This window comes from Rhodopseudomonas sp. AAP120 (assembly GCF_001295845.1).
Lineage (GTDB): Bacteria > Pseudomonadota > Alphaproteobacteria > Rhizobiales > Xanthobacteraceae > Rhodopseudomonas.
The window spans coordinates 1-25,987 of sequence record NZ_LJIC01000009.1 but is presented as its reverse complement, the minus strand read 5'-3'; the positions used below and the strand labels follow the sequence as shown (position 1 = coordinate 25,987).

At 62.0% G+C, this 25,987-nt stretch carries 25 protein-coding genes, 2 pseudogenes and 1 riboswitch; of the genes and pseudogenes, 3 read left to right on the top strand and 24 right to left on the bottom strand.

The features are described 5' to 3' along the window. Nucleotides 1-3: 3 nt before the first annotated feature. The 8 genes from trbJ to IP86_RS00875 form a co-directional block, all read right to left on the bottom strand. Complete coding sequence (gene trbJ / locus IP86_RS00905; RefSeq protein ID WP_054160688.1) at nt 4-756, bottom strand: P-type conjugative transfer protein TrbJ; 753 nt, start codon at nt 754-756, stop codon at nt 4-6. Then, entirely contained in the window at nt 753-3,248 is a 2,496-nt protein-coding gene (gene trbE, locus IP86_RS00900) for a conjugal transfer protein TrbE (protein ID WP_054160687.1), read from the bottom strand. The genes trbJ and trbE overlap by 4 nt, the downstream gene beginning before the upstream one ends. A gap of 9 nt (nt 3,249-3,257) precedes the next feature. Then, on the bottom strand, nt 3,258-3,521 hold the full coding sequence (locus IP86_RS00895; protein WP_054160686.1) for a VirB3 family type IV secretion system protein: 264 nt from the start codon (nt 3,519-3,521) through the stop codon (nt 3,258-3,260). Then, the gene (locus tag IP86_RS00890) at nt 3,521-3,856 is read right to left on the bottom strand and encodes a TrbC/VirB2 family type IV secretion system protein (protein ID WP_054160685.1); all 336 of its coding nucleotides are present in this window, start codon (nt 3,854-3,856) and stop codon (nt 3,521-3,523) included. Before IP86_RS00890 ends, IP86_RS00895 begins: the two co-directional genes overlap by 1 nt. After that, a complete protein-coding gene (trbB, locus tag IP86_RS00885) occupies nt 3,853-4,851 on the bottom strand; it encodes a P-type conjugative transfer ATPase TrbB (protein ID WP_054160684.1) in 999 nt (332 codons plus the stop codon). The genes IP86_RS00890 and trbB overlap by 4 nt, the downstream gene beginning before the upstream one ends. Nucleotides 4,852-4,938: 87 nt before the next feature. Next, nucleotides 4,939-5,106: a LysR family transcriptional regulator gene (locus IP86_RS27825; RefSeq protein WP_245290496.1), complete on the bottom strand. Its 168-nt coding sequence runs from the start codon at nt 5,104-5,106 to the stop codon at nt 4,939-4,941. Nucleotides 5,107-5,273: 167 nt separating this feature from the next. After that, a complete protein-coding gene (locus IP86_RS00880) occupies nt 5,274-8,357 on the bottom strand; it encodes an efflux RND transporter permease subunit (protein WP_054160683.1) in 3,084 nt (1,027 codons plus the stop codon). Continuing rightward, nucleotides 8,354-9,445 (bottom strand): efflux RND transporter periplasmic adaptor subunit, encoded by a 1,092-nt coding sequence (locus IP86_RS00875; RefSeq protein WP_054160682.1) that lies wholly within the window; start codon nt 9,443-9,445, stop codon nt 8,354-8,356. Before IP86_RS00875 ends, IP86_RS00880 begins: the two co-directional genes overlap by 4 nt. Before the next feature lie 254 nt (nt 9,446-9,699). Between IP86_RS00875 and IP86_RS00870 the strand changes: the two genes are divergently transcribed. Both IP86_RS00870 and IP86_RS00865 read left to right on the top strand, forming a co-directional pair. Continuing rightward, complete coding sequence (locus IP86_RS00870) at nt 9,700-10,428, top strand: response regulator (RefSeq protein WP_054160681.1); 729 nt, start codon at nt 9,700-9,702, stop codon at nt 10,426-10,428. After that, on the top strand, nt 10,425-11,660 hold the full coding sequence (locus tag IP86_RS00865) for a sensor histidine kinase (protein ID WP_245290495.1): 1,236 nt from the start codon (nt 10,425-10,427) through the stop codon (nt 11,658-11,660). The genes IP86_RS00870 and IP86_RS00865 overlap by 4 nt, the downstream gene beginning before the upstream one ends. A 69-nt stretch (nt 11,661-11,729) precedes the next feature. On the opposite strand, the gene IP86_RS00860 is transcribed toward IP86_RS00865, so the two are convergent. Both IP86_RS00860 and IP86_RS27820 read right to left on the bottom strand, forming a co-directional pair. Beyond that, nucleotides 11,730-12,974: a patatin-like phospholipase family protein gene (locus tag IP86_RS00860; RefSeq protein WP_054160680.1), complete on the bottom strand. Its 1,245-nt coding sequence runs from the start codon at nt 12,972-12,974 to the stop codon at nt 11,730-11,732. A gap of 225 nt (nt 12,975-13,199) precedes the next feature. Next, nucleotides 13,200-14,015, bottom strand: a complete 816-nt coding sequence (locus tag IP86_RS27820; RefSeq protein ID WP_245290494.1) for a DUF3313 domain-containing protein — start codon at nt 14,013-14,015, stop codon at nt 13,200-13,202. A 597-nt stretch (nt 14,016-14,612) separates the two neighbouring features. On the opposite strand from IP86_RS27820, the gene IP86_RS27815 reads away from it, so the two are divergent. Beyond that, nucleotides 14,613-15,335 carry a response regulator gene (locus IP86_RS27815; protein ID WP_082363700.1) on the top strand — a complete coding sequence of 241 codons (723 nt, stop codon included), beginning with the start codon at nt 14,613-14,615 and terminating at the stop codon, nt 15,333-15,335. A 251-nt stretch (nt 15,336-15,586) separates the two neighbouring features. On the opposite strand, the gene IP86_RS00855 is transcribed toward IP86_RS27815, so the two are convergent. The 14 genes and pseudogenes from IP86_RS00855 to IP86_RS00800 all read right to left on the bottom strand — a co-directional run bounded on the left by IP86_RS00855 (nt 15,587) and on the right by IP86_RS00800 (nt 25,863). Beyond that, on the bottom strand, nt 15,587-16,024 hold the full coding sequence (locus IP86_RS00855; RefSeq protein ID WP_054160679.1) for a ribbon-helix-helix protein, CopG family: 438 nt from the start codon (nt 16,022-16,024) through the stop codon (nt 15,587-15,589). 3 nt (nt 16,025-16,027) lie between these two features. After that, nucleotides 16,028-18,046, bottom strand: coding sequence for a conjugal transfer protein TraG (locus IP86_RS00850; RefSeq protein WP_054160678.1), 2,019 nt, complete (start codon nt 18,044-18,046; stop codon nt 16,028-16,030). A 156-nt stretch (nt 18,047-18,202) separates the two neighbouring features. Further along, nucleotides 18,203-18,864, bottom strand: a pseudogene (locus tag IP86_RS00845) (TenA family protein). Between the two features lie 3 nt (nt 18,865-18,867). Beyond that, nucleotides 18,868-19,514: pseudogene (locus IP86_RS00840) on the bottom strand (TenA family protein). 32 nt (nt 19,515-19,546) lie between these two features. After that, a riboswitch (TPP riboswitch) is annotated at nt 19,547-19,650 on the bottom strand. A 34-nt stretch (nt 19,651-19,684) separates the two neighbouring features. Beyond that, entirely contained in the window at nt 19,685-21,421 is a 1,737-nt protein-coding gene (locus tag IP86_RS00835; protein WP_054160677.1) for a relaxase/mobilization nuclease domain-containing protein, read from the bottom strand. After that, on the bottom strand, nt 21,418-21,663 hold the full coding sequence (locus IP86_RS28390) for a hypothetical protein (protein ID WP_156332343.1): 246 nt from the start codon (nt 21,661-21,663) through the stop codon (nt 21,418-21,420). The genes IP86_RS00835 and IP86_RS28390 overlap by 4 nt, the downstream gene beginning before the upstream one ends. Next, complete coding sequence (locus IP86_RS00830; protein WP_054160676.1) at nt 21,660-22,418, bottom strand: lytic transglycosylase domain-containing protein; 759 nt, start codon at nt 22,416-22,418, stop codon at nt 21,660-21,662. The genes IP86_RS28390 and IP86_RS00830 overlap by 4 nt, the downstream gene beginning before the upstream one ends. Before the next feature lie 181 nt (nt 22,419-22,599). Then, entirely contained in the window at nt 22,600-22,839 is a 240-nt protein-coding gene (locus IP86_RS00825; RefSeq protein ID WP_054160675.1) for a hypothetical protein, read from the bottom strand. Nucleotides 22,840-22,879: 40 nt separating this feature from the next. Then, nucleotides 22,880-23,209 (bottom strand): DUF736 domain-containing protein, encoded by a 330-nt coding sequence (locus IP86_RS00820; RefSeq protein ID WP_054160674.1) that lies wholly within the window; start codon nt 23,207-23,209, stop codon nt 22,880-22,882. Between the two features lie 36 nt (nt 23,210-23,245). Beyond that, entirely contained in the window at nt 23,246-23,806 is a 561-nt protein-coding gene (locus IP86_RS00815) for a S26 family signal peptidase (protein ID WP_054160673.1), read from the bottom strand. Further along, nucleotides 23,803-24,297 (bottom strand): DUF2840 domain-containing protein, encoded by a 495-nt coding sequence (locus tag IP86_RS00810; RefSeq protein WP_054160672.1) that lies wholly within the window; start codon nt 24,295-24,297, stop codon nt 23,803-23,805. Before IP86_RS00810 ends, IP86_RS00815 begins: the two co-directional genes overlap by 4 nt. Beyond that, nucleotides 24,294-24,752, bottom strand: a complete 459-nt coding sequence (locus IP86_RS29545; protein ID WP_283804765.1) for a DNA methyltransferase — start codon at nt 24,750-24,752, stop codon at nt 24,294-24,296. Before IP86_RS29545 ends, IP86_RS00810 begins: the two co-directional genes overlap by 4 nt. Next, nucleotides 24,749-25,612, bottom strand: coding sequence for a replication initiator protein A (locus IP86_RS00805; RefSeq protein ID WP_054160671.1), 864 nt, complete (start codon nt 25,610-25,612; stop codon nt 24,749-24,751). The genes IP86_RS29545 and IP86_RS00805 overlap by 4 nt, the downstream gene beginning before the upstream one ends. An 8-nt stretch (nt 25,613-25,620) precedes the next feature. Further along, the gene (locus tag IP86_RS00800; RefSeq protein ID WP_054160670.1) at nt 25,621-25,863 is read right to left on the bottom strand and encodes a helix-turn-helix transcriptional regulator; all 243 of its coding nucleotides are present in this window, start codon (nt 25,861-25,863) and stop codon (nt 25,621-25,623) included. Nucleotides 25,864-25,987: the final 124 nt, after the last annotated feature.

Sequence of the window (25,987 nt, the reverse complement as noted above, 5' to 3'; positions counted from 1 at the left end):
ACCTCAGTCGTGGAACATGCGAACAGTGGTGGGGCTGTAGCTGCTTCCCGCCAGGAAGCGGCTGAACTGCTCGCGCGACTGCTCTTGTGCCGCGGCCTTTTGTGATTTTTCGAGGGCGTCGGCCCTACCCTGCGCCGCCAGCATCGCGGTGAGATCGGCAAGCTGCCGCGTCTGGACGCCGAGAAGCTGATTGCCGGCCTGGGTCGCCTGAAGCACGCCGACCGCGGATTGGCTGGAGTCGACCAAGGTGCTGGTCTGCGTGCGCGTACCGTCGAGGTTCTGCACGGCGACAGCGCCGGCCTTCAGTGAATGCTCGTAAGCCGAGAGTGATTGCTGCCAGCGCTCGCGCGCCGAAGCGTTGAGCTGCGCGTCAGTCTTGCCGACCGCGAAGTTCTGAAAGGTCGATGAGAACTGTGACTCGATATTGCTGACGTTGTAGGCCAGTTTCTCGGCCTCGCCCATCAGCCGTTTCATCTCGGCGAAGTTACCTTCGACTTGCGAGAGAACCGAGGTCGGCAGCTTGGTGAGTTGCTTCGCCTGATTGATGAGCATCTGCGCCTGATTGGCGAGCGAGGTGATCTGGTTGTTGATCTGCTGCAGGGCGCGCGCGGCGGTCAGGACGTTTTGAGCGTAGTTGCTCGGGTCGTACACGATGTCGAATGCGGCTGCGCCGCCGGGCGAAAGCGCCACGGCAAGCGCGAGCGCACCCGCGGCGATCGAGCGACGATAGCGCAAGCTGGATACGGATAGGATCATGACGGAGTCTCCTGTTCTGATGGATCGGTGGAAACCGGCCGGTCCGCTGCGACGGACGCATCGATGACGTTGGCGAGGTTCGGCACAAGGTCGGCGGCCCAGGCGAGGTCGTTGGCGTAGAGCCAGGCTTCGAGGAAATACGGCCGCGCGCCGTCGCGCAGCAGCTCGTCGATCAGCGCGTGCGCTGCCTTATCCGACGATGCGCAGAGCGCCAGCGCGACGGAGCCAAGGCCAAGCTCGAACAGCCGGTTGCCTCGTCGCGATTGGCAGTAGTAGTCGCGCTTCGGGGTCGCCCGCGCGATGATCTCGATCTGGCGCGCGTTGAGCCCGAAGCGCTCATAGACGGCGGTAATCTGCGGCTCGATCGCGCGTTCATTGGCGAGGAAGATGCGCGTCGGGCAGCTCTCGACCAGGACCGGCGCGATCGGCGAGGCTTCGATGTCGGCAAGCGACTGCGAGGAGAAGACGACACTGACGTTCTTCTTGCGCAGCGTTTTCAGCCATTCCTTGATCTTGTCGGCGAAGCCCCCGTCATCGAGCGCGCGCCAGCCCTCGTCGATGACAAGCAGGCTCGGCCGCCCGTCGAAGCGGGCTCCGATGCGGTGGAACAGGTACGAGAGGACGGCTGGCGCCGCCCTGGTGCCGACAAGCCCTTCGGTCTCGAACGCTTGGACGTTCGCCGTGCCAAGCTGCTCCTGCTCGGCATCGAGCAGCCGGCCATGCGCGCCGCCGATGCAATAGGGCCGCAGCGCCTGCTTCAAGGCCGAGGACTGCAACAGCACGGTCAGGCCGGTGATGGTGCGTTCCTCGACCGGCGCCGAGGCGAGCGAGGTCAGCGCAGCCCAGATGTATTCCTTGACGTCGGGCGTGATGGTGACGCCCTCTCGCAGGAGAATGTCGACCAGCCAGTCGGCGGCCCAAGCCCGTTCGGGAACATGGTGGATCAGAGAGAGCGGCTGGAGCGAAACGGAGGTGGATTGTGCATCCTCAGTGAGCGAGCCGCCGAGGTCCTGCCAGTCGCCCCCCATCGCCAGCGTTGCGGCCCGAATGCTGCCGCCGAAATCGAAAACGAAAACCTGCGAGTTGCGATAGCGGCGGAACTGAAGCGCCATCAACGCGAGCAGCACGGACTTGCCCGCCCCCGTCGGCCCGACGATCATGGTATGGCCGACATCACCGACATGGAGCGCGAAGCGGAACGGCGTCGCCCCCTCGGTCTTCGCGTAGAATAATGGCGGTGCGCCGAGATGCTCGTCCCGCGCCGGTCCGGCCCAGACCGCCGACAGTGGCATCATGTGCGCGAGGTTGAGCGTCGAGATCGGCGGCTGACGGACATTGGCGTAGGTCTGACCGGGGATAGAGCCAAGCCAGGCTTCGATGGCGTTGACGCCTTCCACGATGCAGGTGAAGTCGCGGGATTGGATGACCTTCTCGACCAGCCGCAGCCTCTCGTCGGCGATGGTACGGTCGGCGCTCCACACCGTGACGGTGGCGGTGACATAGACTTCGCCGACTTGATCGGAGCCGAGGTCCTGCAACGCGGCGTCGGCATCGGCCGCCTTGTTGGCCGCGTCGGTGTCCAGCAGCACCGACTGCTCATTCGTCATCACTTCTTTGAGGATGGCGGCGATGCTCTTGCGTTTGGCGAACCACTGACGGCGAATTTTCGTGACCAGCCGCGTCGCATCGGTCTTGTCGAGCATGATCGCGCGCGTCGACCAGCGATAGACGAAGGCGAGCCGGTTGAGGTCGTCGAGGATTCCGGGGAATGTCGTGGTCGGGAATCCGATGACGGTGAGCGTGCGGACATGGAAATCGCCAAGCCGCGGCTCCAGCCCGCCGGCGAGCGGCTGATCGACTAAGAGCGCGTCGAGGTGCATCGGCGTCTCGGGGACGCGCACGCGATGGCGCTTGGTCGAGATGGTCGAATGGAGATAGGTCAGCGTCTCCGGATCATCGAGCCAGTCCGCTTCCGGCACGAAGCCTTCAACGAGATTGAGGACGCGGTCGGTGCGGTCGACGAAACCTTTCAGCAACTCCCACGGATCGACGCCGCCGCGCTCGCGGCCCTCGTAGAGCCAGGCTTCCATGCGCGAGGCTTCTTCGGCCGGCGGCAGCCAGACGAAAGTAAGGAAGTAGCTCGACTCGAACAGGACGCCCGACTCTTCGAACTGCTCGCGCCGCTCGATGTCGAGAAGGGCTGACGCGGAGTCCGGAAACAGGCTTTCGGGATAGTCGGTGGCCGGATGGCGCTGTGCCTCGACGAAGATTGCCCAGCCGGAGCCGAGCCGGCGCAAGGCGTTGTTGAGCCGTGCGGTCGTGCCGACCAGTTCGGCCGGCGTGGCGCTGTCGAGGTCCGGGCCGCGGAAGCGCGCTGTTCTCTGAAAGCTGCCGTCCTTGTTCAACACGACGCCCGGGGCGACTAATGCGGCCCAGGGCAGGAAGTCCGCGAGTTGCGCATTCTTCTTCCGGTACTCGGCGAGGTTCAGCATCGGCGCACCTCACACGTCCATGTGCGCGGGATAGCGCAGGTGTCGGCGGCCGACGTCGACGAACTGCGCGTCGCGCTTCGCGGCCCAGACGGCAGCGAAATGCCCGATCGCCCAGATCACGAGACCGGCGATCCAGAGCCGGAGACCAAGGCCGACCGCGCCGGCAAGCGTCGCGTTGGCGATGGCGACCGTGCGTGGCGCACCGCCGAGCAGGATGGGTTCGGTCAGGGCGCGATGCACCGGCGCGAAGAAGCCGCGGACGTCTTCCTCCATCAGACCAGCGCTCCGCCGCCAAAGCTGAAAAAGCTGAGAAAGAAGGAGCTGGCGGCGAAGGCGATCGACAGGCCAAACACGATCTGGACCAGCTTGCGGAAGCCGCCGGAGGTGTCGCCGAAGGCGAGCGCCAGGCCGGTGGCGATGATGATGATCACCGCCACGATCTTGGCCACCGGCCCCTCGATGCTTTCGAGGATCTTCTGAAGCGGTTCTTCCCACGGCATGGAGGAGCCGGAGGCATGGGCCGGCGCCGCCATCAGCAGCGTGATCGTGGCAAGCGCCGTCGCCTCGCCAAGGCGGCGACGTACACGAGACAAGGCAAGTCGGATCATTCGGAGTCTCCTTTCGAGAGGGGTGGAGGTGGAAGCAGCGCGTTGAGCGTGCGGTAGTCGCCGCTGGCCGGATCGAGCCCGTCGACATGGGCGATCTCGGCGAGGCGCCGTTCGGCGCCGCGGCCGGAGAGCACGGCGACGATGTCGATGGTCTCGGCGATCAGGGCGCGTGGGACCGTGACCACGGCCTCCTGCACGAGCTGCTCCAGCCGGCGCAGCGCGCCGAGCGCCGTGTTGGCGTGAATGGTGCCAATGCCCCCGGGGTGTCCGGTCCCCCACGCTTTGAGGAGGTCGAGGGCTTCGCTGCCGCGCACCTCACCGACCGGAATGCGGTCGGGGCGCAGGCGCAGCGACGACTTCACGAGATCGGAGAGTGAGGCGACGCCGTCCTTCGTCCGAAGTGCGACAAGGTTCGGCGCCGCGCATTGCAGCTCGCGCGTGTCCTCGATCAGCACGACGCGGTCCGAGGTCTTCGCCACTTCGGCCAGCAAGGCGTTCGTCAACGTCGTCTTGCCGGTCGAGGTACCGCCGGCAACGAGGATGTTCTTGCGCCGCTCGACCGCGAGCCTGAGCACGTCGGCCTGCGCCGCCGTCATGATTCCGGCCGTGACGTAGTCGGCGAGCGTGAACACCGCGACCGCGGGCTTGCGGATCGCAAAGGTCGGCGCCGTCACGACCGGAGGCAAGAGCCCTTCAAAGCGCTCGCCGGTCTCAGGCAGTTCGGCCGAAACGCGCGGGCTGCCGGGATGCACCTCCGCGCCCACATGATGCGCCACCAGGCGCACGATGCGCTCGCCGTCTGCCGGGATCAGCACATCGTCGGTGGCGACGAGTCCTTCGCGCAGCCGGTCAACCCACAGCCGACCGTCGGGGTTCAACATCACCTCGACGATCGCCGCGTCCTCAAGATACCGCGCGATGGCCGGGCCAAGCGCCGTGCGCAGCATCCGCGCGCCGCGCGACAGTCCTTCGTTGTTGTGATGATGCGCCGACATCCCGCCCCCATTCCAACCATCCGCAAGACGATCGGATGGCGACGGGGACAATCAAGAAAGGCAGGAATGGTGTACGGGCAACAGGATTTATTTGAACCTTCGTGGTGCGCCGTAGCTCATCGTAGGGCGTCGAAAAAATACTTCCTTGATGCGCTTGCTGACGATCGGCTGCTTGACATTGAACTCGTGCGCGGCCGCGCTGAAGCTTCCGTTGCGCGGACTGGCAACGATGTAGCGCAAGTGACGCAAGTCCAATCTCTTTTCCTTCCCACCATAGTTCCCAACTGAAGGCTTAATTGCAGATCTTCAGCAACCGGCCCGGCCCGTCATCTTATCGCTCCAACGGTCGCAGCGATGCGCCGCCCTCCTCCGCCAGAATTGGATCTCATCGCCGTGACGATGCCGACATTAGACTCCGAGCATCATGCGCTTTGCATTTTTTCTCCTCGAAAGTATTTTTTGATCCAGCATTGCAGATCGTCCATGACCGTGAAAAAGGCGGGGACGTAAATCAGGCTGAGAATCGTCGAACTGATTAGCCCTCCGATAACCGCAATTGCCATGGGTGCGCGCCTTTCGGCATCGGCACCCATGCCCAACGCAATCGGCAGCATGCCGGCACTCATGGCAATGGTCGTCATCACGATCGGCCGAGCGCGTTTGCGAGCAGCATCCAAAAGTGCCTGTACGCGACCCAGACCGCTATTGCGCTGAGCGACAATCGCATATTCGACCAGAAGGATTGAGTTCTTGGCTGCAACTCCCATCAGCATCAGGATTCCGATCAATACTGGCAGTGAAATCGACGTTCCTGTTATGAGTAGCAAACCAAGTGCCCCCCCAACGGATAGAGGAAGCGCAGTCAGGATGGTGACCGGTTGAATGAATCCGTTAAACAGGAGGGCAAGAACGAGGAAAAGCAGAACGATGGCCGAACCAATCGCAAGTTTGAAGCCGTCGAACAGCTCCTGCATGCGCTCGGAGTCACCTGCCGGTTTGTAGACCACCCCTGTCGGCAGATGCCTGACCGACGGCAAGCGCGCTACCAGACGTTCAGCATCCCCAACGGTGATCCCGCTCAACTCCGCTTCAACGGTCTCACTTCGGGTGCGATCCGTCCGTTCGATCTGGACAGGACCTGAACCGAATGTGATGTCAGCTACCGAAGATAGCGGCACTGGTTTCTCGAATGCTGGAACCTGAAGCATTGAGAGGCGAGAAAAATTGGTACGCGCATCCTCATTTAGTAAAATGCGAATCGATATCTGTCTGGCGTCCAGGCTGAACTTGGAAAGGTTCTGGTCGATGTCGCCCACGGTGGCGATGTTTACGGTTTTCGCGATCATCGTTGTGGAAACCCCGAGGATCGCCGCCTTATCCCTTTTGGGTACAATTCGCAGTTCGGGCCTAGCAAAGCTACTTGTTACTCTCGCGCGATGGAACCCCGGCGTCCCGCGCATCTCCTGTGCCAATTGCCGGGCCGAGTCGGCAAGCGCCACGGGGTCGTCGCTCAACAGCGAGAGCTGAATCTTCGCGCCGGATGATCCATCCTCCCCGAGACGTATCCGTAGGCCGGGAATCGTCGATAGCTGTCTTCCGATCGAAGACTCGAACGCCTGCTGCAAAACAGCTCTCTCGTCCCTCGGAACCAGGTTGACCGTAACCGTCGCCCTTCTCACCTCGCCGGCCGATGTCGACAGATCACCAGGTCCCGATAGCGTCGATGTCTCCGTTCCGATTGCCGAGTAGACGGACGCCACTTCAGGCCGCGCCCTTAGAAGGAACACGACCTTTTGTGTCGCAAGGTCTGTTTCCTGCAACGTCGCCCCCGGCGCGAGTTCGACGGTGAGAATCGTGCGGCCTCGATCCGCTGCGGGCATGAAGTCCGTGGGAAGAGATGGAACGAGCGAAAGTGAGGCCACGAAGAACACCACGCCCGCCGAGATCGTGACCCATCGATGGCGCAGGGTCCAGTCCAACATTCTAATGTATTGCCGCACCCATGCCGGCTCTCGGTGCTCCTTGCCAGTTGGCTTTAGAAGGAATGCCGCCATCAAAGGCGTAAGTAGACGCGCAACGACCAGGGAAAAGAATACCGAACTGCAGACGGCAATCGAGAAGGCCTTGAAGAACTGACCCGGAATGCCAGGCATCAGTCCGACAGGGGCGAAAACCACGATGATCGCGAATGTCGTCGCAACAACAGCCAAGCCAATTTCGTCAGCCGCATCGACCGCGGCATCGTAGACACTTTTTCCGGACTGCCGGATGTGTCGAACGATGTTCTCGATTTCCACGATAGCGTCATCGACGAGGATTCCGATGACAAGAGAGATCGCTAGCAAAGTGATGTTGTTCAGAGATTCATTCAGCGCATACATCACTCCGAATGTCGGGATGAGCGACAGCGGGAGTGCCGCGCTGGAGATCAATGTCGCGCGGATATCCCGCAGAAATACCCAAACCACTAGAACGGCCAGCAGCGCACCCAGCAAAAGCGCCTCGATGGCCGCGTCATATCCCTCCACGACCGCGTCGGTCGACGAGGTTACTTCGAGAACGCGCACTCCTGGACGGGCTGCTGCAAATTCCGCTATTCGTTTCCGAACGTCGCGAGTTACAGCAAACTCGCCGGTACCGACTGCCCGGTAGACACTGAAGCCGACTACTTCCAGATTGTTGAGCCGGGCCCTCTGGCGCGGCTCCGTCCACGACCGCTCGACAGTTCCCAACTCCGAGAGCTTGAGGCTGCGTCCATCGCTAAAGGCGATGCGCATGTGCTTCAGGCGAGCGACATCCGTGACGTTCCCGACCGTGCGTATCGCTTGTTCGACTCCGCCCACGGTCACCCGGCCACCTGGTTGGGTGATGTTCTGGTTTCTGATCTGATCGGAAACCTCGACGGCTGTGAGGCCGAGCGCTATCAGTCGGTCGGGGTCGAGCTTAATCGTAATCTCGGCGTCGACGCCGCCGGATCTCGAAATTCTGGATACGCCTGGCACCGCGAGCACGGCCTTGGCGATATCATTGTCGATGAACCAACTCAGATCGTCGGGAGCCATCGTCGGCGCGTCGACGATGAATGTGAGGATGGGCTGCCCAGTCGCCTCGACGCGCCGGATCACGGGGTCGAGGGCCCCTTGCGGTAGTTTCGAACGAATGGACATGACGGCATCGCGAACGTCATTCGTTGCACGATCGATATCCGTCCCGAGCACGAATTCGACCATGGTCACGGAAAGCCCCTCGTTCAGGATCGAACGAGTGCGATTGACGGTACCCAATCCTGCGACGCTGTCTTCGATAAAGCGCGTAATCTGAGTTTCGATTTCCGTCGGCGCGGCTCCCGCCCAGGCGACGCTGACGGTCACCGTGGGGATGTCCATATCGGGCATGTTATTGAGCCGAAGCTTCGAGAACGCGACCAGGCCCGACAGCGTCAACAACAGGAACACGATTGTGGTCGCAACCGGATTGCGGATCGCCCAACTGGAAATCTTGTTCATCGCAGAGTACCGCCGTTCACGGACGCGGTTTTGACGTTCACGATGTCGCCGTCGTTCAGAAGACCAGCGCCTTGGGTTACGATGCGATCTCCTACATCCAGCCCTCGCAGGACTTCGACGTTGTCGGTTGCCCCTCCGCTGATCGCCACCTCTGTGAGCGATACCAGATTGTCACGGCCGACCTTGAAGACGTGGGCCTTCGCTTCACGCCAGACCAACGCCTTGAGCGGAACCGTCAGCGCTAGCTTGCTCTCAACCACGATCTCCACGCGCGCGAACATGCCGGGCTTCAGGTGCGTACCGCCGGGCAGCGCAATGCGGACCGTGCCCAAGCGAGTCTTGGGGTCGACGATTGGCGAAACGATTCGGACGGTTCCCCGCTCGGACTTGCCGGTAGGACCAAAAATCGTTGCGGATTGCCCGGAGGCGGGGCCAAGCAGATCCGACTCGATTACGCGAGCATCGACCTCGATGCGGTTATCCTGAATGAGGCGGAACATCTCGACGCCAGCCTGGACCACCTGGCCTATCGCTACAGACCGAGATGTGATCGTGCCTGCGGCTGGAGCGACAATGACCGTTTGCCGATCCCGCGCTTCAGCTTCGTCGAGCTGCGCCTGTGCGGCCTGCAGCTTGGCTTCCGTCGTCTTGACGAGCGTCTCGCGCTGCTCGATCATCTGCGCGCTGATCACTCCGGACGAGACGGAATGTGCCCGCGCAGCGTCCGACCTGGCGATTGCAAGACTCGCCTGAAGTTCGTCTATGGCCGCCTTTTGCTTCGATATGGCCGCAGTCGTGAGATCCTGATTGAGGCGCGCCAGTACCTGCCCTTTCGCGACGAGGTCACCCTCGTCGACCGCGACCTCGGTCACGGCCAAACCGCCGACCTCTGGGCTGACCGGAATCTCACGCCAGGCGACGACGTTTCCCGTGGCGGTAATGCTCCTGGTGACCTCAGATTCCTTCACCGACGCAGCGATGACCGTCATTGCCGCCGAGGTGTCCTGCCCGTGGGCAGCGGAATGGAGGAATAGGAGGACCGCGATGGTTGCGATCCACATGCGCCCGTGTTCGGTAGTGACAATCATCCTGCACTTTCCTCTGCGCTCTGTGGACAGCCGGCGTCTCGTTTTCTGCTTCGGTGAACGGCGCACGGATATCTGGATAGAGCGCGAGGTTTGCTCGCGTAGAACAATTCGTGTCGGATTGTCTCGGCGCCAGCCGCTTTATGTCGAAATGTTGCTGGATCGGTCGACAACAGCAGATTGTTACGAATCGCGGCTTTTTTCGACCTTACTTCAATGTAGAACGTACCTTCCGAACGATCTACGACCGAAGGCCCATGAGTGAACAAACGCCACAGATCCTGGTGGTCGATGACGACCCGGAAATCCGGAAGCTGCTCGCCCGCTATGTCGAAGGGCAGGCATTTCGTGTCCTGTTGGCGTCGAGCTGCAGCGAACTCCGTGAACGCATCGCGAGCAATCAGATCGATTTGGTCGTCTTGGACGTGATGCTGCCGGATGGGTCGGGCCTCGACGCATGCCGAGACTTGAGAGCGAAACGAAACCAGATTCCGATCATTCTTCTGACCGCTCTAAAGGAGGACGTCGACCGTATCGTCGGGCTCGAGATGGGGGCTGACGACTATCTCGGCAAGCCGTTCAACCCGCGGGAATTGGTGGCGCGGATTCGCGCCGTATTGCGACGTCGCTCGGAGATAGCGTCTCCAGCCGAGAGCTCAAAGAAGTATCGGTTCGAAGGGTTCATCGCAGACCCACAATTGCGCAGCGTGGTCGACGCCCAAGGAGCCCCTATCGAATTGACCGGCGCCGAGTTCGATCTGCTGCAGGTATTCTTGGATCGGCCGGGACGCGTTCTTTCGCGGGACCAGCTTCTGGATCTCACGCGTGGCCGCGATGGCGACGTATTCGATCGATCGATCGACGTCCTCGTCAGTCGCCTGAGGCGTAAGCTGGATACTTCTGGAATCACACCTTTATTGAAGACGGTTCGCAACGGCGGCTATCAGTTCGTCGTGAAAGTCGAATTCCAGGACTTTCTATCGTGAACACGTTGCGAGCAAAACTCGCCATTCTCATTGCCGTGGTGATCGTTTCGGTAGTCAGCGTCTCGACGGGCGTGCTCATCTACCTGTTCAAGCCACCGGACGAACGGCAAGCGATCGGCCCTATGGCCGAACAGGTCCAGTTGCTGGAGCGGGTAGCGCGCGTCGCGCCAACGTTGATTACAATTCAGGAAAAGTCAGCCGGCGGCGAAACCGAGGCCGACCTCACCGCCTGGTTGCGCGACGCGCTGAAAGCCCGAGGAGCACCGCGCAACATCGTGGTGTCTCGGAAGAACGACCTGCCTCTGTTGTCTATTCCCGTAGATCAGGGCTGGATCATCACGCAGATCACCGACTTGCCTCCGGCCGGCGGCGTGTTCAATCTACTTCTGATATGGCTCGCGTTCATCGCATTTGGCGCGATGGCGGTTGCTCTTTTCTTTGCGAACCGCATGGTCAAGCCTCTCGTTCTGCTTGAGCGTGCCATCGAGTCGGTCGGGCCGGACGCCATGCTCCCCGAGCTTGCCATGACAGGTCCAGCGGAGGTACGCGTCGCCGCCAAGGCGCTCAACTCTCTCTCCTCCCGCCTCAAAGTGGCAGTAGAAAGTCGCATGCGACTTGTTGCTGCTGCCGGACATGACTTGCGCACACCGATCACGCGCATGCGTCTGCGGGCAGAGTTCGTCGAAGACGACGAGGATCGCGCGATGTGGCTCAAAGACATCGACGAACTCGCGCAAATTGCGGATAGTGCGATTCTCCTCGTGCAGGAAGAGTCCGGAAAGCCCGTATCCGAATCTCTCAGGCTCGACACTCTGATTTCGGAACTCGTGGGCGAGTTGCGGACACTTTCATACGACGTCACGCTCACTTGCTCCACAACTGCGATCGTGCGGGCAAACCGAACCGGTCTCAATCGCGCATTTCGAAATCTGCTCATTAACGCCGCTACCTACGGGAAGCGGGCGCGCGTCGTCGTCGAGAGCACGCCTTCGGAGGCGATCGTCATCATAGATGACGATGGTCCGGGAATTCCACCGGATATGCTTGAACGAGTTTTCGAGCCATTCTTTCGCGTCAGTCGAGCACGTAGCAAGCAATTCGATGGTGCAGGACTGGGCATGACGATCGCACATGAAATTGTGCAGCGCGCCGGAGGCAATATCACGATAGAAAATGGTCCCTTGCACGGTTTGCACCAGATCGTGAAGTTGCCGATTGAACATACCCCATGATCGGAATCCGTTTAGATTGCAGATCAGTACAGTTTCAAGTATTTGCGCGGATGACTTCCTTCCTAGCCTTCAGTCCGGCGACGACATTGCCAAACCCTGGGTTTCCGGAAGCGGGGCTACGGGAAGCTTGGGCTTCTTCGCTAAACCCGGCGGGGCTTTCATCCAACGGTAGCCTTGAAGGCCGGAGCGATAGCCCTCGTCGTAGAGTGCCTGCATGTAGGAGTGTTCAAATGACTCCGCCCACCTCACGCTGAACTTGGACGGGATGGCAGCGAGATTGAAGTCGGTGCCGTCGGACTGTGCCTTGGCATAAATCCGATAAAGGTCTCCGATGCCTTGGTTCTTGATGAGGGTAGAGACCGAACGTCGGGAAATCGAGAAGACTCCCGCCCCGGTGGCTTCCCATTCCGGGCTGATTTTCCCGTTTCGGATGATGAACAAACGCTTCGCCAATCGCCTCGTCGAGGGGTCGAGGTCGCTGGCGACCGTTGACAGAGACGGCACGAAGACCTGCTGAGTTACTCCTCCGTCCACATGCAGCTCTTCGAAGATGCGGCCTCCGGCCTGAATCTTGATGCGCACCGGAGGAAAGACTCCAGGTATCGACGCAGAGGCCAATAGAACTTTGCGGAAAAGACTGAGAGCCTGCGGATGACCACTCATGGCGATGCGTCCCATGTCCCAAAGCATGGGCCGCTGCGCGTCCAGGTTCGTCGTGCCGATCAGCAACACCCGTCCCTTTCTGCGCTCGCTGGCGATGTCGCGGAGGAAACGGTCGTCGACATAATTCGCGATCAGATTTTCGAGCGGAGAACTGTCAACCAGACCGGACCCGATCAGCAGAGGTACAATGCCCGGATCATAAATATCGTTGCGGGTGTATTTGGTGAATATCTCCCTTAGCTCTGCGTCTCTGCTTTGTCCCAGGTAGACGAAAGGCGCAATGAGCGCACCCGCGCTGACGCCGGTGACAAGGTCGAAATCGGGTCTGGTCCCGGCGTCACCCCAGCCGACCAGGAGACCAGCCCCAAATGCGCCATCGTCTCCTCCGCCCGAGATGGCGAGAACATTAACCTCGGGCGATTGCTGCCCCGGCCGTCTCCGTACTTCGCCGAAGGCACCGATCTGGGTTCTTTTCATGCTGGGAAACGCAGCGAGAGATGAGCCAGAGGTGTCTCCCCAGACACGGATATTCGGCATACCGGCAAGTTCAGCCTCGTCTGCAAGACGCTCCGGCACAACGTCACGGGGAATCATGGTTGCGCATCCGGCAGCGGAGACTGCAAACACCAGTAACGCCGCAATACGAAACATTCTTGTCCGCAGACATATAACTGCCACACACGTTGAACGCAGACCCGAGCAAGCCAGTAAGAGTATTTCCTTTCCTAGTGATCGCGATCCGCTGGGTTGATCAGCGAGGTCCATTGAAGTTCATCACCTGGTTCGGGTTGCTCACTCGCCTCAGCGCGCGCTTGGAATGCGCGCTCAGGCGACAGCGCCGCGCGACAGTGGTTCGACCATTGCACTGCTTGTTTTTTACGGCCTTGTAGTCCCGTTTGGCCCGTCATCGGTCCATTCAGGCGGAAATCCGAGCTTACCGCCGACCAGACCTGCAACGCCCGGAGAGCGGCCATAGGCGTCACACGCCGCGTACTTCGGAGCGAGACCCAAATTCGAATTGACCTTTTGCCAAGTAGGAAGATCGATTCCCGTACCGTCGAAAGGGCTTACGCCCTTATTGAGCAGTGTTGCGAAATCGTCGCCGAATGCCCCTGCCAATTCGTAAGCGTCACCCGCTTTTGACACTCGGGCTGAGCTAAAAAATGCTTGAGCGCCCCTGCCCCAGACCATAGCCGCCTGCTGCCGATTGGCGCGGTCAAGAGCCTCAGCCTCAATAGAGAGTTCTCCCAAACCAATTGGAATGCGGGGTGTAGGAATGGGAACGCCGGCATCAACAAACTTGGTGCCGATTGACGCCACCACTGAGATGCCCGCCGCGACCTCATTGGTCTCTGTTGCCCGAGTAATGGCAGCGTGGACGGTCAAATCCGCTGGAACGCTCGGCTCGACAACCTTAAATCGATCGCTGAGGCTGATACAAAGAGCGCGGTTCACAGCATTCGCGACCAATGCCCGCTGTTCGTTCGACAATGTCGGTGCCGCGGCAGACGGAAAGGCTGTCGAAGCGATGTTAATGGTCTTGGCAGCCGCCACCTGCTCCTTGCTCACGTGCAGGCGCGACCTCGTGATCTTACCGTCTGACGGTTTCAGTCCGTCGTACGACGATAGGCTGGCGCCCTGTACGAGTGGCGCTGTCGCGCAACCCGGCAGTAAGGCAACGATTGTCAACATGGCGAGAAATATCGAATAATGCCGCCCTCGCGCCGGTTGCCTCCAACCTGCCTCGATTCCTGCGCACCATAAGCGGTATCTCAACAGCGGAATGGGTCCGATCTGGGAGCACGCCCCGCATTTCAAAGGTGGTCTTAGCGGCCTCAGGGCGAAAAGAACTTGAACCATCGCTGTTGCGACACTTCCGCCCGCAACAGGCACCACCCGCATCGCAGCAAGCGACGTCAAGACAGCTACCCTCGTTAACTGCTCGTAAGCACTGAAAGAACGATGGCGCCACCCGAGATGGATCAAGCGTGATGCGTGATATTTGCCCCGGCGTTGTTGGTATGAGGGAAACATCTTGTGGGACTCGGACTGACTTGAACTGACCACGGAGCGCATTCAGGATCCCCTGTGTGATAACTTGCGCCATTGATAGACGGGTCACGTGGCTCGGAATCTGGTCGCCCATGACTGAACGTTGCTGTTCGGTCGCTATTTGTGTCAAAACATGTCCAGACAGGTTGGGGACAGCCTTCGTTACAAATATTCACTCCAACCTGCTCCGACGTGGCTAAACCCGCTTGAAGGCTATTGCCGGAAGTTCGTCGCACCATGCACATACCGCAAATTCTCGTTGTCGATGACGATCTTGAAATTCGAAAGCTTCTGGCTCGATACATTAAGGAGCAGGGATTTCGTGTGCAGCTTGCCTCCAAGCGTGCGGAGGTAAGCGAACGCATTGCTACCAACCAGATCGATCTCATTGTTCTTGATGTCATGTTGCCTGATGGATCCGGACTCGATCTTTGTCGCGATCTACGGTCCAAACGATCGAATATCCCGATCATTCTCCTCACCGCGCTGAAGGAGGATATAGACCGGATCATCGGTCTGGAGATCGGGGCTGACGACTACCTCGGAAAGCCATTCAATCCTCGCGAACTCGTCGCGCGCATTCGCGCCGTCCTTCGTCGTGGCCAAGATCACCGCTCCGCTCCAAGCGGAACGGGACGCTATCTTTTCGAAGGCTTCACAGCCGATCCGTTTGCGCGCTCGGTGATAGATCCGGAAGGTACCGAGATCGAACTCACCGGCGCAGAATTTGATCTGCTCTTAACCTTTCTTGATCGCCCCGGTCGCGTGCTCTCACGAGATCAATTGCTCGATCTGACGCGCGGGCGCGAAGGAGACGTACTGGATCGGTCGATCGATGTGCTTGTTGGTCGTCTGCGACGCAAACTTTCGGACGGCGGTGCAACTCACATATTCAAGACTGTCCGCAATGGCGGCTATCAACTTGCCACGAACGTCGTTCATTTGGATGAGTCCAGATAAACATTCTTCCAATGTTGACCTCCGTCTAATATGATCGAGTGCGCGGCTTTCGGCCTTAGCTCAACGGCTTCTCGTTATTTTGAATCGCCGGGATGCTGATCATCGCAGCTTGCGCGGCGCTCTGGTTCCTGCGCGTGCAACCAAGATACGGCGCGCCTCGCTGACGAGCGCTTCGTCCACTTGCGTCAGGTACACGCCAGACGTCGAACGCTCGAATAGGCCGACGTCCCCCGGTTTAGGCTTTGAAAAGGCTAACTCACATCGTCGGGGACCTCTTGGCGGAGCAGTGGTCCCTTCGCTAAACGTCGGCCGAGCGCCTCTAGAAACTTGTCATACCGCTCGCCACTCTTGGCGCGCGCCGATGCCTGCGTAGCCTCCGGCAAAGACGCGGTCGAGGTGAGCCAGGCCCGGATGAAAATGGCGAGCGCTTCGTTGGCGATGCCGATGTCGCGCTCCAGACGCTGAATGTTGCGATCGATCCGATCAAGACGTTTAGCCAAGGCCGCCTCCTTACGCTCCTCCGCATCCGGTGACAGGAACAAGGCGATGGCGGCCTCGGCGATCATGGAGCGCGACTGCTCGCGACGCCCAGCGTGGTCCGCTAAGCGATGCGAGAGGTCTGGGTCGAGATAGATCGAGAGCCGCTTCTTTCTATCGGCTCGCGCGGCTTTGTCGGATTTTTGCGGCATGACTTACAGCTCCATGCCATCGCCGGGGTCCAACGCGATCCGCCGCGCCGTCAGCCGCATGTCCCGAGCCAGCGCGCGGTTCGTGACAACCTCACGCTCCGGCCCCTCGGCATCGGGATCGAACTCGTTCGCGGCGGGCCTCGCCGGCTCGGGCGCGATATCCTTATGACGCTCAAGACCCGGTTCGCGTCGAAGACCAGCGTTGGCCGGATCGTCGTCGTCCGGTTTGGCAGTGCCCTTCATTGCGGCCGCAGTTCGCGGTACGGTGGCGATCTTGCCGGCCGGCGCCGCGACAGGTTTCAGGGCTGACCAGTCATCGGGCTTCGGTACGAGACCGGCCTTGGGGTTCTGTGGGACGGGCAGAAGCCGTTCCTTGAAGCGAGCATCCTCGAAATAGCGCGCCTTCTTGGCGCGGACGGGCGGGACGCCCGCGACCATGACAATTTCGTCGTCGGGCGGGAGTTGCATCACCTCGCCCGCGGTGAGCAGCGGTCGCGCAGTCTCGGAACGCGAGATCATCAGATGGCCGAGCCAGGGCGCGAGACGATGGCCGGCATAGTTCTGCATCGCGCGCATCTCGGTCGCGGTGCCGAGCGCGTCGCTGACTCTTTTCGCCGTCCTCTCGTCGTTGGTGGCGAAGCTGACCCTGACATGGCAATTGTCGAGAATCGAGTTGTTCTGGCCGTAGGCTTTCTCAATCTGATTCAATGACTGGGAGATGAGAAACGCCTTGATCTGATAACCGGCCATGAAGGCCAAGGCGGACTCAAAGAAATCCAATCTCCCTAAGGCTGGAAACTCGTCGAGCATTAGCAACAATCGGTGCCGCCGATCCTTCGCGTGCAGATCCTCGGTCAGCCGACGGCCGATCTGGTTGAGCACGAGACGCACGAGCGGCTTCGTCCTGCTGATGTCGGAAGGCGGCACCACGAGGTAGAGCGTCGTCGGCTTCTCGCCCGAGGCAAGGTCGGCAATCCGCCAATCGCAGCGCGCCGTGACGGCCGCGACGACGGGATCGCGATACAAGCCCAGAAACGACATGGCGGTTGAGAGCACACCCGACCTTTCATTATCGGACTTGTTTAGCAGCTCGCGGGCCGCGCTGGCGATGACAGGGTGCGGTCCGTTCTCGCCGAGATGTGGCGTCGTCATCATGGCGGACAACGTTGACTCGATCGGTCGGCGCGGGTCCGACAGAAAGGCCGCCACACCGGCGAGCGTCTTGTCCTTTTCAGCATAAAGGACGTGAAGGATCGCGCCGACCAGAAGCGAATGGGATGTCTTCTCCCAATGATTGCGCTTCTCCAGCGACCCTTCGGGATCGACCAGCACGTCGGCAACATTCTGAACGTCGCGCACCTCCCACTCTCCTTTGCGCACCTCGAGTAGCGGATTGCAGGCGGCCGAGTTCGCATTGGTGGGATCGAACAACAGCACGCGGCCGAAGCGTGCGCGAAAGCCTGCGGTCAGCTCCCAATTTTCTCCCTTTATATCGTGAACAATCGACGCGCCGGGCCAGGTCAGCAGCGTCGGCACCACGAGACCGACACCTTTGCCGGATCGTGTCGGCGCGAAGCACAGGACATGCTCGGCGCCGTCGTGTCGCAGATAGGTCCGGTCGAAGCGGCCGAGAACGACTCCATCTTCGCCAAGCAGGCCCGCGGCCTCGATCTCATCCGGCGCCGCCCAGCGAGCCGAGCCGAATGTGCGCACGTCCTTGGCCTCGCGCGCCCGGTAGATCGACATGAGGATGGCGGCGGCGATCGCAACGAGGCCACCCGAGGCGGCGATGCCGGCGCCTTCCAGAAAGATATGAGGCGCGTAGGCATCGAAGAGGAACCACCACCAGAAAAAGGCCGGCGGCGGATAGACCGGCACGCCGGCAAGCGCGAACCACGGCGAGCCGAGCTGCGGCTGAAAGCCGAGACGCCACGCAACCCACTGCGTCGCGATCCAGACCGCGAGCAGCACGATCGCGAACACGACGACAATCTGTCCCCACACGACGCGGCTGGCGGACAAAGCGAGTAAACCTCCCTGCGCGTTGCAATGCTATGAAGAAGAGCAAGGAATGCGGAGGTTTCAACTGCGTCTGTGTCAGTTATCGTAGAACAGCGTAGGTGATCGAAAAAATAATTGCGGCGTGCGGAGACAAACTCTCAACGTCCGAGGTAACGATCAGCGCTCAGCATCCAGTCCCATCTGCCAGAAATCGGCTTCGAGTCGCGACGCCTTGCCGAATGTCGCAGCGAGTTCATCGAAGCGCCGCTCGGTCATCGCGCGCGCTGCCAGATCATCGAGATGGCGTCGCGCCTTGGCCGCAACGCCCTGATAGGCATCGCCCGCATATTCGGCGATCCATTCGCGATGGGGATGGTTGCCGAGCGCATCGATTCCATCCGGCGCCAGATTGCGGCCGATCTCGGCATAGCCGATGACGCAAGGAGCGAGCGCGACATGCAAGTCGAGCAGATCGCCGGCCGCGCCACAGTCCAGCACGAAACGGGTGTAGGCGACGGTCGCCTGATGCTCTGGCGCGGCCTCGATGTCCTCCGGTGACAGTCCCCATCGGCCGCATAGCCGCACATGCAGGTCCATTTCGTCGAGGATGGCCACCAGCCCCGCCTGCGCCGCCTTCATGTCGACGAGCGTGCGGCTCTTGTAGGTCGCGAGGGCATAGGCGCGAGCGAACTGGATCAGAAATAGATAGTCCTGCACGAGGTAGGTTCGGAACGCCACTTGCGGCAGCGTGCCCGCCCCATCTGCCGCACAAAGTCATGGTCGACATAGCTCTGCCAGTCGGCAACGGCCGCGGCCTTCAGCCGATCGAAGATGTCCATCGGTCAACCCTCGTTCTTGTAAGCGGCGTCGAAGAAGACCCGCTCCAACGCGACCTCCCGCAGGAAGAAGTCGCGGCTCACCTTCTCGTCCGCCGGTCCGACACGATCCAGCTCCGCGCGCAGGAAGGCGACGAAGTCGCGGAAGTCGGGATTGTCGTGGAGCGTGATCCACTCGGCATGGACGAAGTTCGATGGTAGCGGCTTCGGGGCTTTCATGGCCCAGTCGAGATAGAGCCATTCGGCGACATTGAGCACCGCGAGCGCGGCGGCATAGGAGCGGGTCGCCGCGGCCTCCCGCATGATCGCCTTGAACCCCTTGGTCGGCTCGGTGTCCGGCGTCTCACCTCGTTCCTTCTCGGTGACGCCGAGTGCATCGAAGGCGCGCAGGAAGTAGGTGTTCTCCTCGCCCGAGACCATGCCGACGAAGCGGCCGAAGCGAAGCCGCGCTTCGAAGCTGTCGGCCGTGGCGATCGCTGCGCCGAGTAGGTCAGGAAGCTGTCGAGGAACCGATGATCCTGAATCAGATACCCTGCCATTACGCGATCCGGGATCGTTCCCGCGGACAGCTCACTGACGAAGCGATGCTGTACGGCCTGCGACCAGGTCCGTTCGCTTGCGCGACGAAGGGTCTCGGTGAAGCGTTCGGACATCGGACGGCCTCGCGTTGAGGCCGGCGGAAGACAGGTTGGAAAGCGCCCATCCCTTCGCCAGCATGATCCGGATCAGGTTCGAAGGGTTCCCGCGCGTGCAGCGTCTCAGCCCCGGCGGGCTCCCCTTGGTGACGGCCTTTGTACGGGAGCCGGCGATGGATGTCACCGCATCACAGGCCGAGACCGCGCTGTTTGCCGAAGTTCCAATCTATGCCGCCGTCCGCACGGGCCACGCCGGAGATGTGCTGGCCGATATGCTTCTCGATCGAGGGCGTCCAAGGCACGAGCTTGAAACCAAGTCCGTCGTCGATCATGGCGAAGCGGCCGGAGGCGAGCGCGAAACGCTGCCGGTAGGCGCCGGTGACGTATTCGCCCTCGGCGGCTTTCTGGAACGGCACGCCGCTCTCGGCCGCGAGCTTGTCGCCAAGCGCGTCCAGCTCGCGCTGCCTGAGCGTGCCGATCAGGTTTCGGTTGAACAGGATGCGCTCGCCATCGCGCCGGGCCATACCTTCTTGAATCAAACGGTCGGCACGCGCTTCCATCGCCTGCTTCACCTCCAGGCCGAAGCCGCCGCCGAGATGGGGCGGATCGCGAGCGACAAGCTGGCGGTCGAGCCAGGTCGCGCCGTTCGCCGTGGTCTGGGCTTCGATCGAGAGATCGGAGCGCGTGGCCAACGCCACGCGCCGATTGCCCTTCGCGTCCTCGAAGGCGCGCAATTCGACGATCGAGCCCGGCGTGCTGTCGCCGGACGACTCGATGTCCGAAAGTTTGATGTGGTGGGTGCGGCCGTCGACGCCATCCACCACGGCATAGGCCGTCCCGTACAACTCGTTGTCGAGGCCGCGTTCGACCAACCGGCCGATGATCGGCGCGCCATGCGCCCCGCCGGCCAGGACGTAGTCGGCCGTGCCGCGTGCGATGCCCTGCTCGTCGAGGGCGCGGTGCATGCGCTTGATTATGTCGTTGCGCTGGCCGAGTTCGCGCAGCGTGGATTCCGCCTCCTTGGCGACGACCCACTGACCGGCGCCGATGGTCTCGGCAAGGCCGAGATGTTCAAGATGGCGAAGCCGCCCGACCTTCTGGGTCAGATATGCGTCGGGCTGCCGATCGGGCGACGGAGCCACGTCGATGACGCCCTGCTCGTTGGCGTCGCGGACAAGCTGCCGGTCGAGCTGGGTCCAGCGCTCGGCCTCGACCTGCCGCTCCAGCGCGCGGCTGATGTCGAGATCGGTGCGGGGTCCGAGTTCCTGCGTGATGAGGTCCTGTGCGCGATCCCGCATCCCGCTCTTGATGTAGTCCCGGTCGATCACGAGGTCGCGGCCGTCATCGGCGCGGCCGCGCACAATGACATGGACGTGGGGGTTGTCGGTGTTCCAATGATCGACGGCGACCCACTCCAGTTTGGTACCGAGGTCTTTTTCAGACTGCGTCATCAGCTCGCGCGTGAACCGCTTCAGATCCTCCATGTCGGTCGCGTCCTCGGGGGACACGATGAAGCGGAAGTGGTGGCGGTCGTCCTTGCAACGCTCGGTGAACTCCTTCACGTCGGCGTCCTCGGTCTCCGGACCGAACATCTTCGCGCGCTCGCCGTCGCGGGTGACGCCATCCCGGCGAAGGTAGTTGAGGTGACGGGCGAGCGGCCCGCGCTGCCCCCTGTTGCGGACCACGAGCGCCTTGACGGTGCAGAAGCGCGTGCGGCTGGTGATGAGACGATTGGCGCGGATGCTGGCGACGCGGCCGCGCGCGAAATGCGGCCCACGACCCGACGTGATCTTGCCGGAGCGCGAGATGCAGCCCCCAGCCTTCTGCGCGGCGGCGAGCGCCTGGGCGACGAAGGGCAAGGCGCGCTGCGCTCGCGATGAGCGGATGCGGCCAGGGCGGACGCGGAAATCATCGTCGCGTGTCATGGCTGAGCCCGCGATGTGCGATATTCGCTGAAATCATTCGAGAAATGGAAGACGCGCACATCGCGATGATGATCCGCGATGTGCAACAAATCGGAAAAAGCAGAAACAAAACAACCGACCGTCCAAGCCGCGATGTGCGGCTTTTTATCTTGCCTTCCCGCGGTTGTTGCCTGGTCTGCCCCCCAGCCCTTCGCCGTGTCTACGATTGCGTTCGCAGCGCAGCGTGGAAACACGATGCTCATCGCTGGTCTCCATCGGCGCGCGGCCGTCGCACGAAGATGCCATCGGAGGGCGGCACGAGCGCCGACAGATCGACGATCGCAGGTGCGCGCGATTGGCCGGAAGGAAGATCGGCCGGCTGGGAACCGTCTTCGGATTGGACGCTGGATCGCCCGACGAAGATCGGTCCACGCGACCATGACGCGTGCGATGCAGTGCCGGCCAGACGCATGACAGGGACCTTGCCGTCGATCATCGGCGCGATCTTCGCGACGTAATCGACGGTCTCTGCGGGCAGCGCGCGGCCATTCGCAAGGTGTGCGTCATAGCGCTTAGGCCCGGCATTATAGGCAGCGAGCATCGCGGCGATCGCACCATAGCGATCGTGCATCTCGCGCAGGTACGCCGCGCCGGCCATGATGTTGGCACGCGGCTGCCAAGGATCGTTGCCGAGGCTGTAACGCGCGCGCAGCTCGTTCCATGTCTTCGGCATGACCTGCATCAGGCCCATCGCGCCCTTGGGCGATCGCGCGGTCCGGTCGCCGGTGCTTTCGACGGCCATGACCGCGCGTATCCAGCGCTCCGGAATAGCGAAGCGCTTCGCCGCCTCGGCCATATGCGCCGCCCACGGATCGCGCGATGGAGCAGCGGTCTTCGAGGGCGTCGGAGGAGTCGTGAACGGGGACTCCGCTGTCGCACAGGAGACCACAACACATGCACTCAGCATGATCATGATCGACGACAGGAGCGCATGGAAGCCGCCGTTCCGATGCGCCATCAGCTTGCCATCGTGCTCGCTTCGGTCAAGGACAAGGCTGCGCCGGCCGCGATGCGGCCGCCCTTGACCTGCGCTGCGCGCGACGGCCGCGCTGTGAGCGATCGGGTCGGAGGGATGATCCGCGACCCGATCGATCAGAGGGATGACGGCAGACAAGGATCGGAGTGACGCGCACATTGTCTCAACCGTGCCTGTCCGGCTTCCGCCGACGGTTCGCCTTGCCGTTGGCGAAATCGACAATGAAGCCACTGGCGAGACGCACGCCGAGTATCACGTCGTCCAATCGGTAGTTGTTGTTGTTGCCTCTGAGGCGATAGCCGGCGTCCTCGACGACACGCACATCGAACCATTGATGCGGTGCTGTCTGGCCCCAGTATTTGCTGCGTCGTTTGATGCGCGCGACGAGCTGCTGATCCATCATGTCAGTCTCCGTTGGGGGTGAAGATCGGTCGGGATGGGCCTCAACTCTTGTCGTCGCGCTTCGACGGCCGGCTCCACATTAGATTCCAGACCTTGGCATCAGCCTCGGACTGAAAGAGCGCCGCGCGCAGCGGCTGGGTGAAAGTCGGATCGTCGATGCTGATCGACAGATAGTCGCCGGCCTTCTCGCCGCTGCGGCTCCAGGCGGCGCCGACTTCGAGGTCATCGGCGGCGAAGATGCGATGATCCGGCGCGTTCTCGGCGTCGGATTTCTCGGCCGGCCGAATTGTCAGTTCGACGTCGAGTGCGAGCGTGCGAACGCGACCACTGAAGCCAGTTTTGGTCTTCGTGAACGTACCGATCGGGGGCATGGCGATGATCCTTCCCTTGGTTTATGAAGCGAGCCATCACGGCTCGTCGGAGACCGGCGCGCGAAGGGATTCCGCGGCCGGATCGGTGTCGTCGGTGGTCCAGACAGGAATGGCGCGACCGACGATGGTGCTGAGGGGAAGCGGCCCGAAGTAACGGCTGTCGAAGCTGTCGGGGCTGTCCCAGTTCATGAAGAAGGCTTCGCCGTCATGAAGCGTGCGGCAGCCTTGCCAGTCGGGCAGCGGCCGGCCGCGCGTATCTCGCGTGAGCGCCTGCCCGTAGATTCCGTCATAGGCGATGATAGTGCTGCCGCGCCGGCAGACCGTCGTGCCACCGAGCGCCAGCACGCGCTTGATGAGCGGCAGGCCGCGCGGCAGATAGCGGCGCTCGTCGAGGAATGCCGCCAGCTCGGCGGGCGGCATGACGACGGCGAGATCGGTGACGTCAACATGATTGCCGGGCACGATGCGATACAGCCCGATCGGCACGCTGGCGGATGCGTTCCAGATGAAGCGGATGTCGGGCTGGCTCCAGGCCGGCGCGACGATCAGCGCCGCGCCAGCGAGCATCACCAGCAGCGTCATGCGCCGCGCGCTCATCGCGACACCTCGCGCCGCAACAGCCAGGCGCGGTGCTGAACGAGGCTATAGACGCGGAACGGCTCGTTGACGCTGATGCGATTGTTGAGATGCCGCCAGTGTTCCGGCGCAACGTCAGGCGGGTCGATGCCGATAGCTTCGATCGCGTCGATCGCAGTCAGCACGCGCTGCACCTTCGGCCAGCCGGAGATGCGCAACAGAATCTCGCCACCGGATCGCACGAAGGGCAGCGTCTGATAGGGCTCATCCGCTCCGACGGATCGAACGATGTCGATGCGCGAGATGATCGTGCCGTATTCGTTGGCGGCCCAGCGAACGAAGGCAAAGACGCTGCCCGGCGCGAAGCTGACGATGCGCCGATGGCGATCGAGACGGTGTTCGTCGACGATCCGGCCGAAACGGATACGGTGCTCGATGCGCTTCTCGCGCCACGTCAGTTCGACCAGCGTATGGTCGCCCGGTTGACCGATTGCACGCAGCCCTGCCGTCATGGCTGCGCTCCCTCAGCGAACGGCAGCACCGACGCGATGCGCACCCGCGCAAGTTCGGCCATGCCGGCGTCGATCTCGCAGCCGAGATAGCGGCGACCGGCGAGCCGGCAGGCTTCGCCGGCGGCGCCCGATCCGGCAAACCAGTCACTGACCAGGCCACCTTGCGGACAGTTCGTGCGGATCCCCGCTGTCGGGAGAACACGCGCCGCCCTGCGCGAGTGGCGGCAGCGCGAATGTCCACAAATCCGCGAACCAACCAGTCGCGTTAGCAAGAGTCCGAAGGACTCTGAGTTAGGGAAGTTAGAGGGGGCTGATTCCGTCTTGTCGCGCCAAAGAGTTACGGCGTGCGCGCGTTCCCAATAGTACGGGACTCGCGTTCCCAATGGTACGGGTGTCGGCGTTCCCAATAGTACGGGTGCGTCCACAGCTTTTGCACCAACGCGAGACAGGCTCATCGCACGCCTCCCCGCCGTCGGCGCGGCGTAACGGTGCAATCGGATTCCGCTGGTCGGAAGGTCAGGCGCTGTCGTCCGTCGGGATCGTCGATCAGCGTCAGGCGGTAGCCGGGCAGCGGCTGGCGCTGAACGATCGCGCGCAGCTCAAAACGGAAGCGGCGCAGCGGCGACAAGCTGCCGGACTTCAGATGCAGGTGCGGAAGATCGAAGCTCCAGCCGTGCGTCTGTCGGCCGCCATGCTTGCGCACGAGGCGATACAGCCAGCGCTCGAGGCCGCCCGTCAGATGGAAATAGGCGCGGTCAATCGTGAGGATCAGCGCGTCGTCGAGGACGCCGGCATAGAACCAGTCCGGCAGGATCAGTTCGATGCCGAGCGGCCGCCCGGTCGCGTCGAGCCGCTCTTTCCATTCGTTGATCCAGGAGAAGCGGTGCCGCCGTCGCTCGGACGGCTGGCGGATCGAAGTGACGACGGTGGTGGATTGCAGCCGGTCGAGCGCCGCTTTCAGGCGATCGTAGCTCAGACCGGAATCGCTGCGGCCGACAAAAGTGAGGATCTCATATGGAGTCGCTGCCATTAGGCGCGATGTGCGCAGGCCGCGGTCGCGTGCGTCGACGATCTGGCTGGCGGCCCAGATCAGAACGTCGGCGTCCCAAATCGTAGCCATGCCGTGTTCGGCGGTCGCCTCGACGCGGATCGACACCTCGCCCATGCGGAAGTCGATCGGCGTCACGCGACGGACTTTGGCGAGCGAGAAGAACGGCCAGGACATCAAGTCCTGCGCGTCTCGTGCGGCGATCGTGCCGGTGCGCGCCCGGAACAGTTCGAGTTGTTGGTCGTCGTATGGGCGGCGCGCCGACATGGCGACGGTTAGCGCGCTGCGCCGGCCGCATGGCCGGCAACAGATTCCGCCGTGGACTGGCGCGCGCAGGCGTCGATCCATGCCTCGATGTCGGCGATGGTATAGACCACGCGGCCACCGAGCTTGTGATAGATCGGGCCGGTGCCGTCACAGCGATGCTTTTCCAGCGTGCGTGGGGAGAGACCAAGAAGGCGCGCGGCCTCGGGCGTTCGCACGAAGCGCGGCCAAGTCTTCTCGGTCTTCTCCGACATTGCGGGCCTCCGTCGCAGCCGCCGACAGGGCGGCGAGTCGGTTGCGACGATGGCGAAGAATCCGCGGCTCGGCGGAGTGACAAAAATCGGGGGTCTTTAGGGAAAGTGTCCCCCCCCCCCCCCC

Bases quoted from the DNA above. Each gene is read 5' to 3' on its own strand.
- IP86_RS28390 (WP_156332343.1), bottom strand. From the start codon at position 21,663: ATGAGCATCGTGTTTCCACGCTGCGCTGCGAACGCAATCGTAGACACG.
- IP86_RS27815 (WP_082363700.1), top strand. From the start codon at position 14,613: ATGCACATACCGCAAATTCTCGTTGTCGATGACGATCTTGAAATTCGA.
- IP86_RS00895 (WP_054160686.1), bottom strand. From the start codon at position 3,521: ATGGAGGAAGACGTCCGCGGCTTCTTCGCGCCGGTGCATCGCGCCCTG.
- IP86_RS29545 (WP_283804765.1), bottom strand. From the start codon at position 24,752: ATGAGCCTGTCTCGCGTTGGTGCAAAAGCTGTGGACGCACCCGTACTA.
- trbJ (WP_054160688.1), bottom strand. From the start codon at position 756: ATGATCCTATCCGTATCCAGCTTGCGCTATCGTCGCTCGATCGCCGCG.
- IP86_RS00830 (WP_054160676.1), bottom strand. From the start codon at position 22,418: ATGGCGCATCGGAACGGCGGCTTCCATGCGCTCCTGTCGTCGATCATG.
- IP86_RS00820 (WP_054160674.1), bottom strand. From the start codon at position 23,209: ATGCCCCCGATCGGTACGTTCACGAAGACCAAAACTGGCTTCAGTGGT.
- IP86_RS00825 (WP_054160675.1), bottom strand. From the start codon at position 22,839: ATGATGGATCAGCAGCTCGTCGCGCGCATCAAACGACGCAGCAAATAC.
- IP86_RS00875 (WP_054160682.1), bottom strand. From the start codon at position 9,445: ATGATTGTCACTACCGAACACGGGCGCATGTGGATCGCAACCATCGCG.
- IP86_RS00880 (WP_054160683.1), bottom strand. From the start codon at position 8,357: ATGAACAAGATTTCCAGTTGGGCGATCCGCAATCCGGTTGCGACCACA.
- IP86_RS00870 (WP_054160681.1), top strand. From the start codon at position 9,700: ATGAGTGAACAAACGCCACAGATCCTGGTGGTCGATGACGACCCGGAA.
- trbB (WP_054160684.1), bottom strand. From the start codon at position 4,851: ATGTCGGCGCATCATCACAACAACGAAGGACTGTCGCGCGGCGCGCGG.
- IP86_RS00855 (WP_054160679.1), bottom strand. From the start codon at position 16,024: ATGCCGCAAAAATCCGACAAAGCCGCGCGAGCCGATAGAAAGAAGCGG.
- IP86_RS00815 (WP_054160673.1), bottom strand. From the start codon at position 23,806: ATGAGCGCGCGGCGCATGACGCTGCTGGTGATGCTCGCTGGCGCGGCG.
- IP86_RS00835 (WP_054160677.1), bottom strand. From the start codon at position 21,421: ATGACACGCGACGATGATTTCCGCGTCCGCCCTGGCCGCATCCGCTCA.
- IP86_RS00860 (WP_054160680.1), bottom strand. From the start codon at position 12,974: ATGTTTCGTATTGCGGCGTTACTGGTGTTTGCAGTCTCCGCTGCCGGA.
- IP86_RS00810 (WP_054160672.1), bottom strand. From the start codon at position 24,297: ATGACGGCAGGGCTGCGTGCAATCGGTCAACCGGGCGACCATACGCTG.
- IP86_RS27820 (WP_245290494.1), bottom strand. From the start codon at position 14,015: ATGTTGACAATCGTTGCCTTACTGCCGGGTTGCGCGACAGCGCCACTC.
- IP86_RS00800 (WP_054160670.1), bottom strand. From the start codon at position 25,863: ATGTCGGAGAAGACCGAGAAGACTTGGCCGCGCTTCGTGCGAACGCCC.
- IP86_RS00890 (WP_054160685.1), bottom strand. From the start codon at position 3,856: ATGATCCGACTTGCCTTGTCTCGTGTACGTCGCCGCCTTGGCGAGGCG.
- IP86_RS00805 (WP_054160671.1), bottom strand. From the start codon at position 25,612: ATGTCGGCGCGCCGCCCATACGACGACCAACAACTCGAACTGTTCCGG.
- trbE (WP_054160687.1), bottom strand. From the start codon at position 3,248: ATGCTGAACCTCGCCGAGTACCGGAAGAAGAATGCGCAACTCGCGGAC.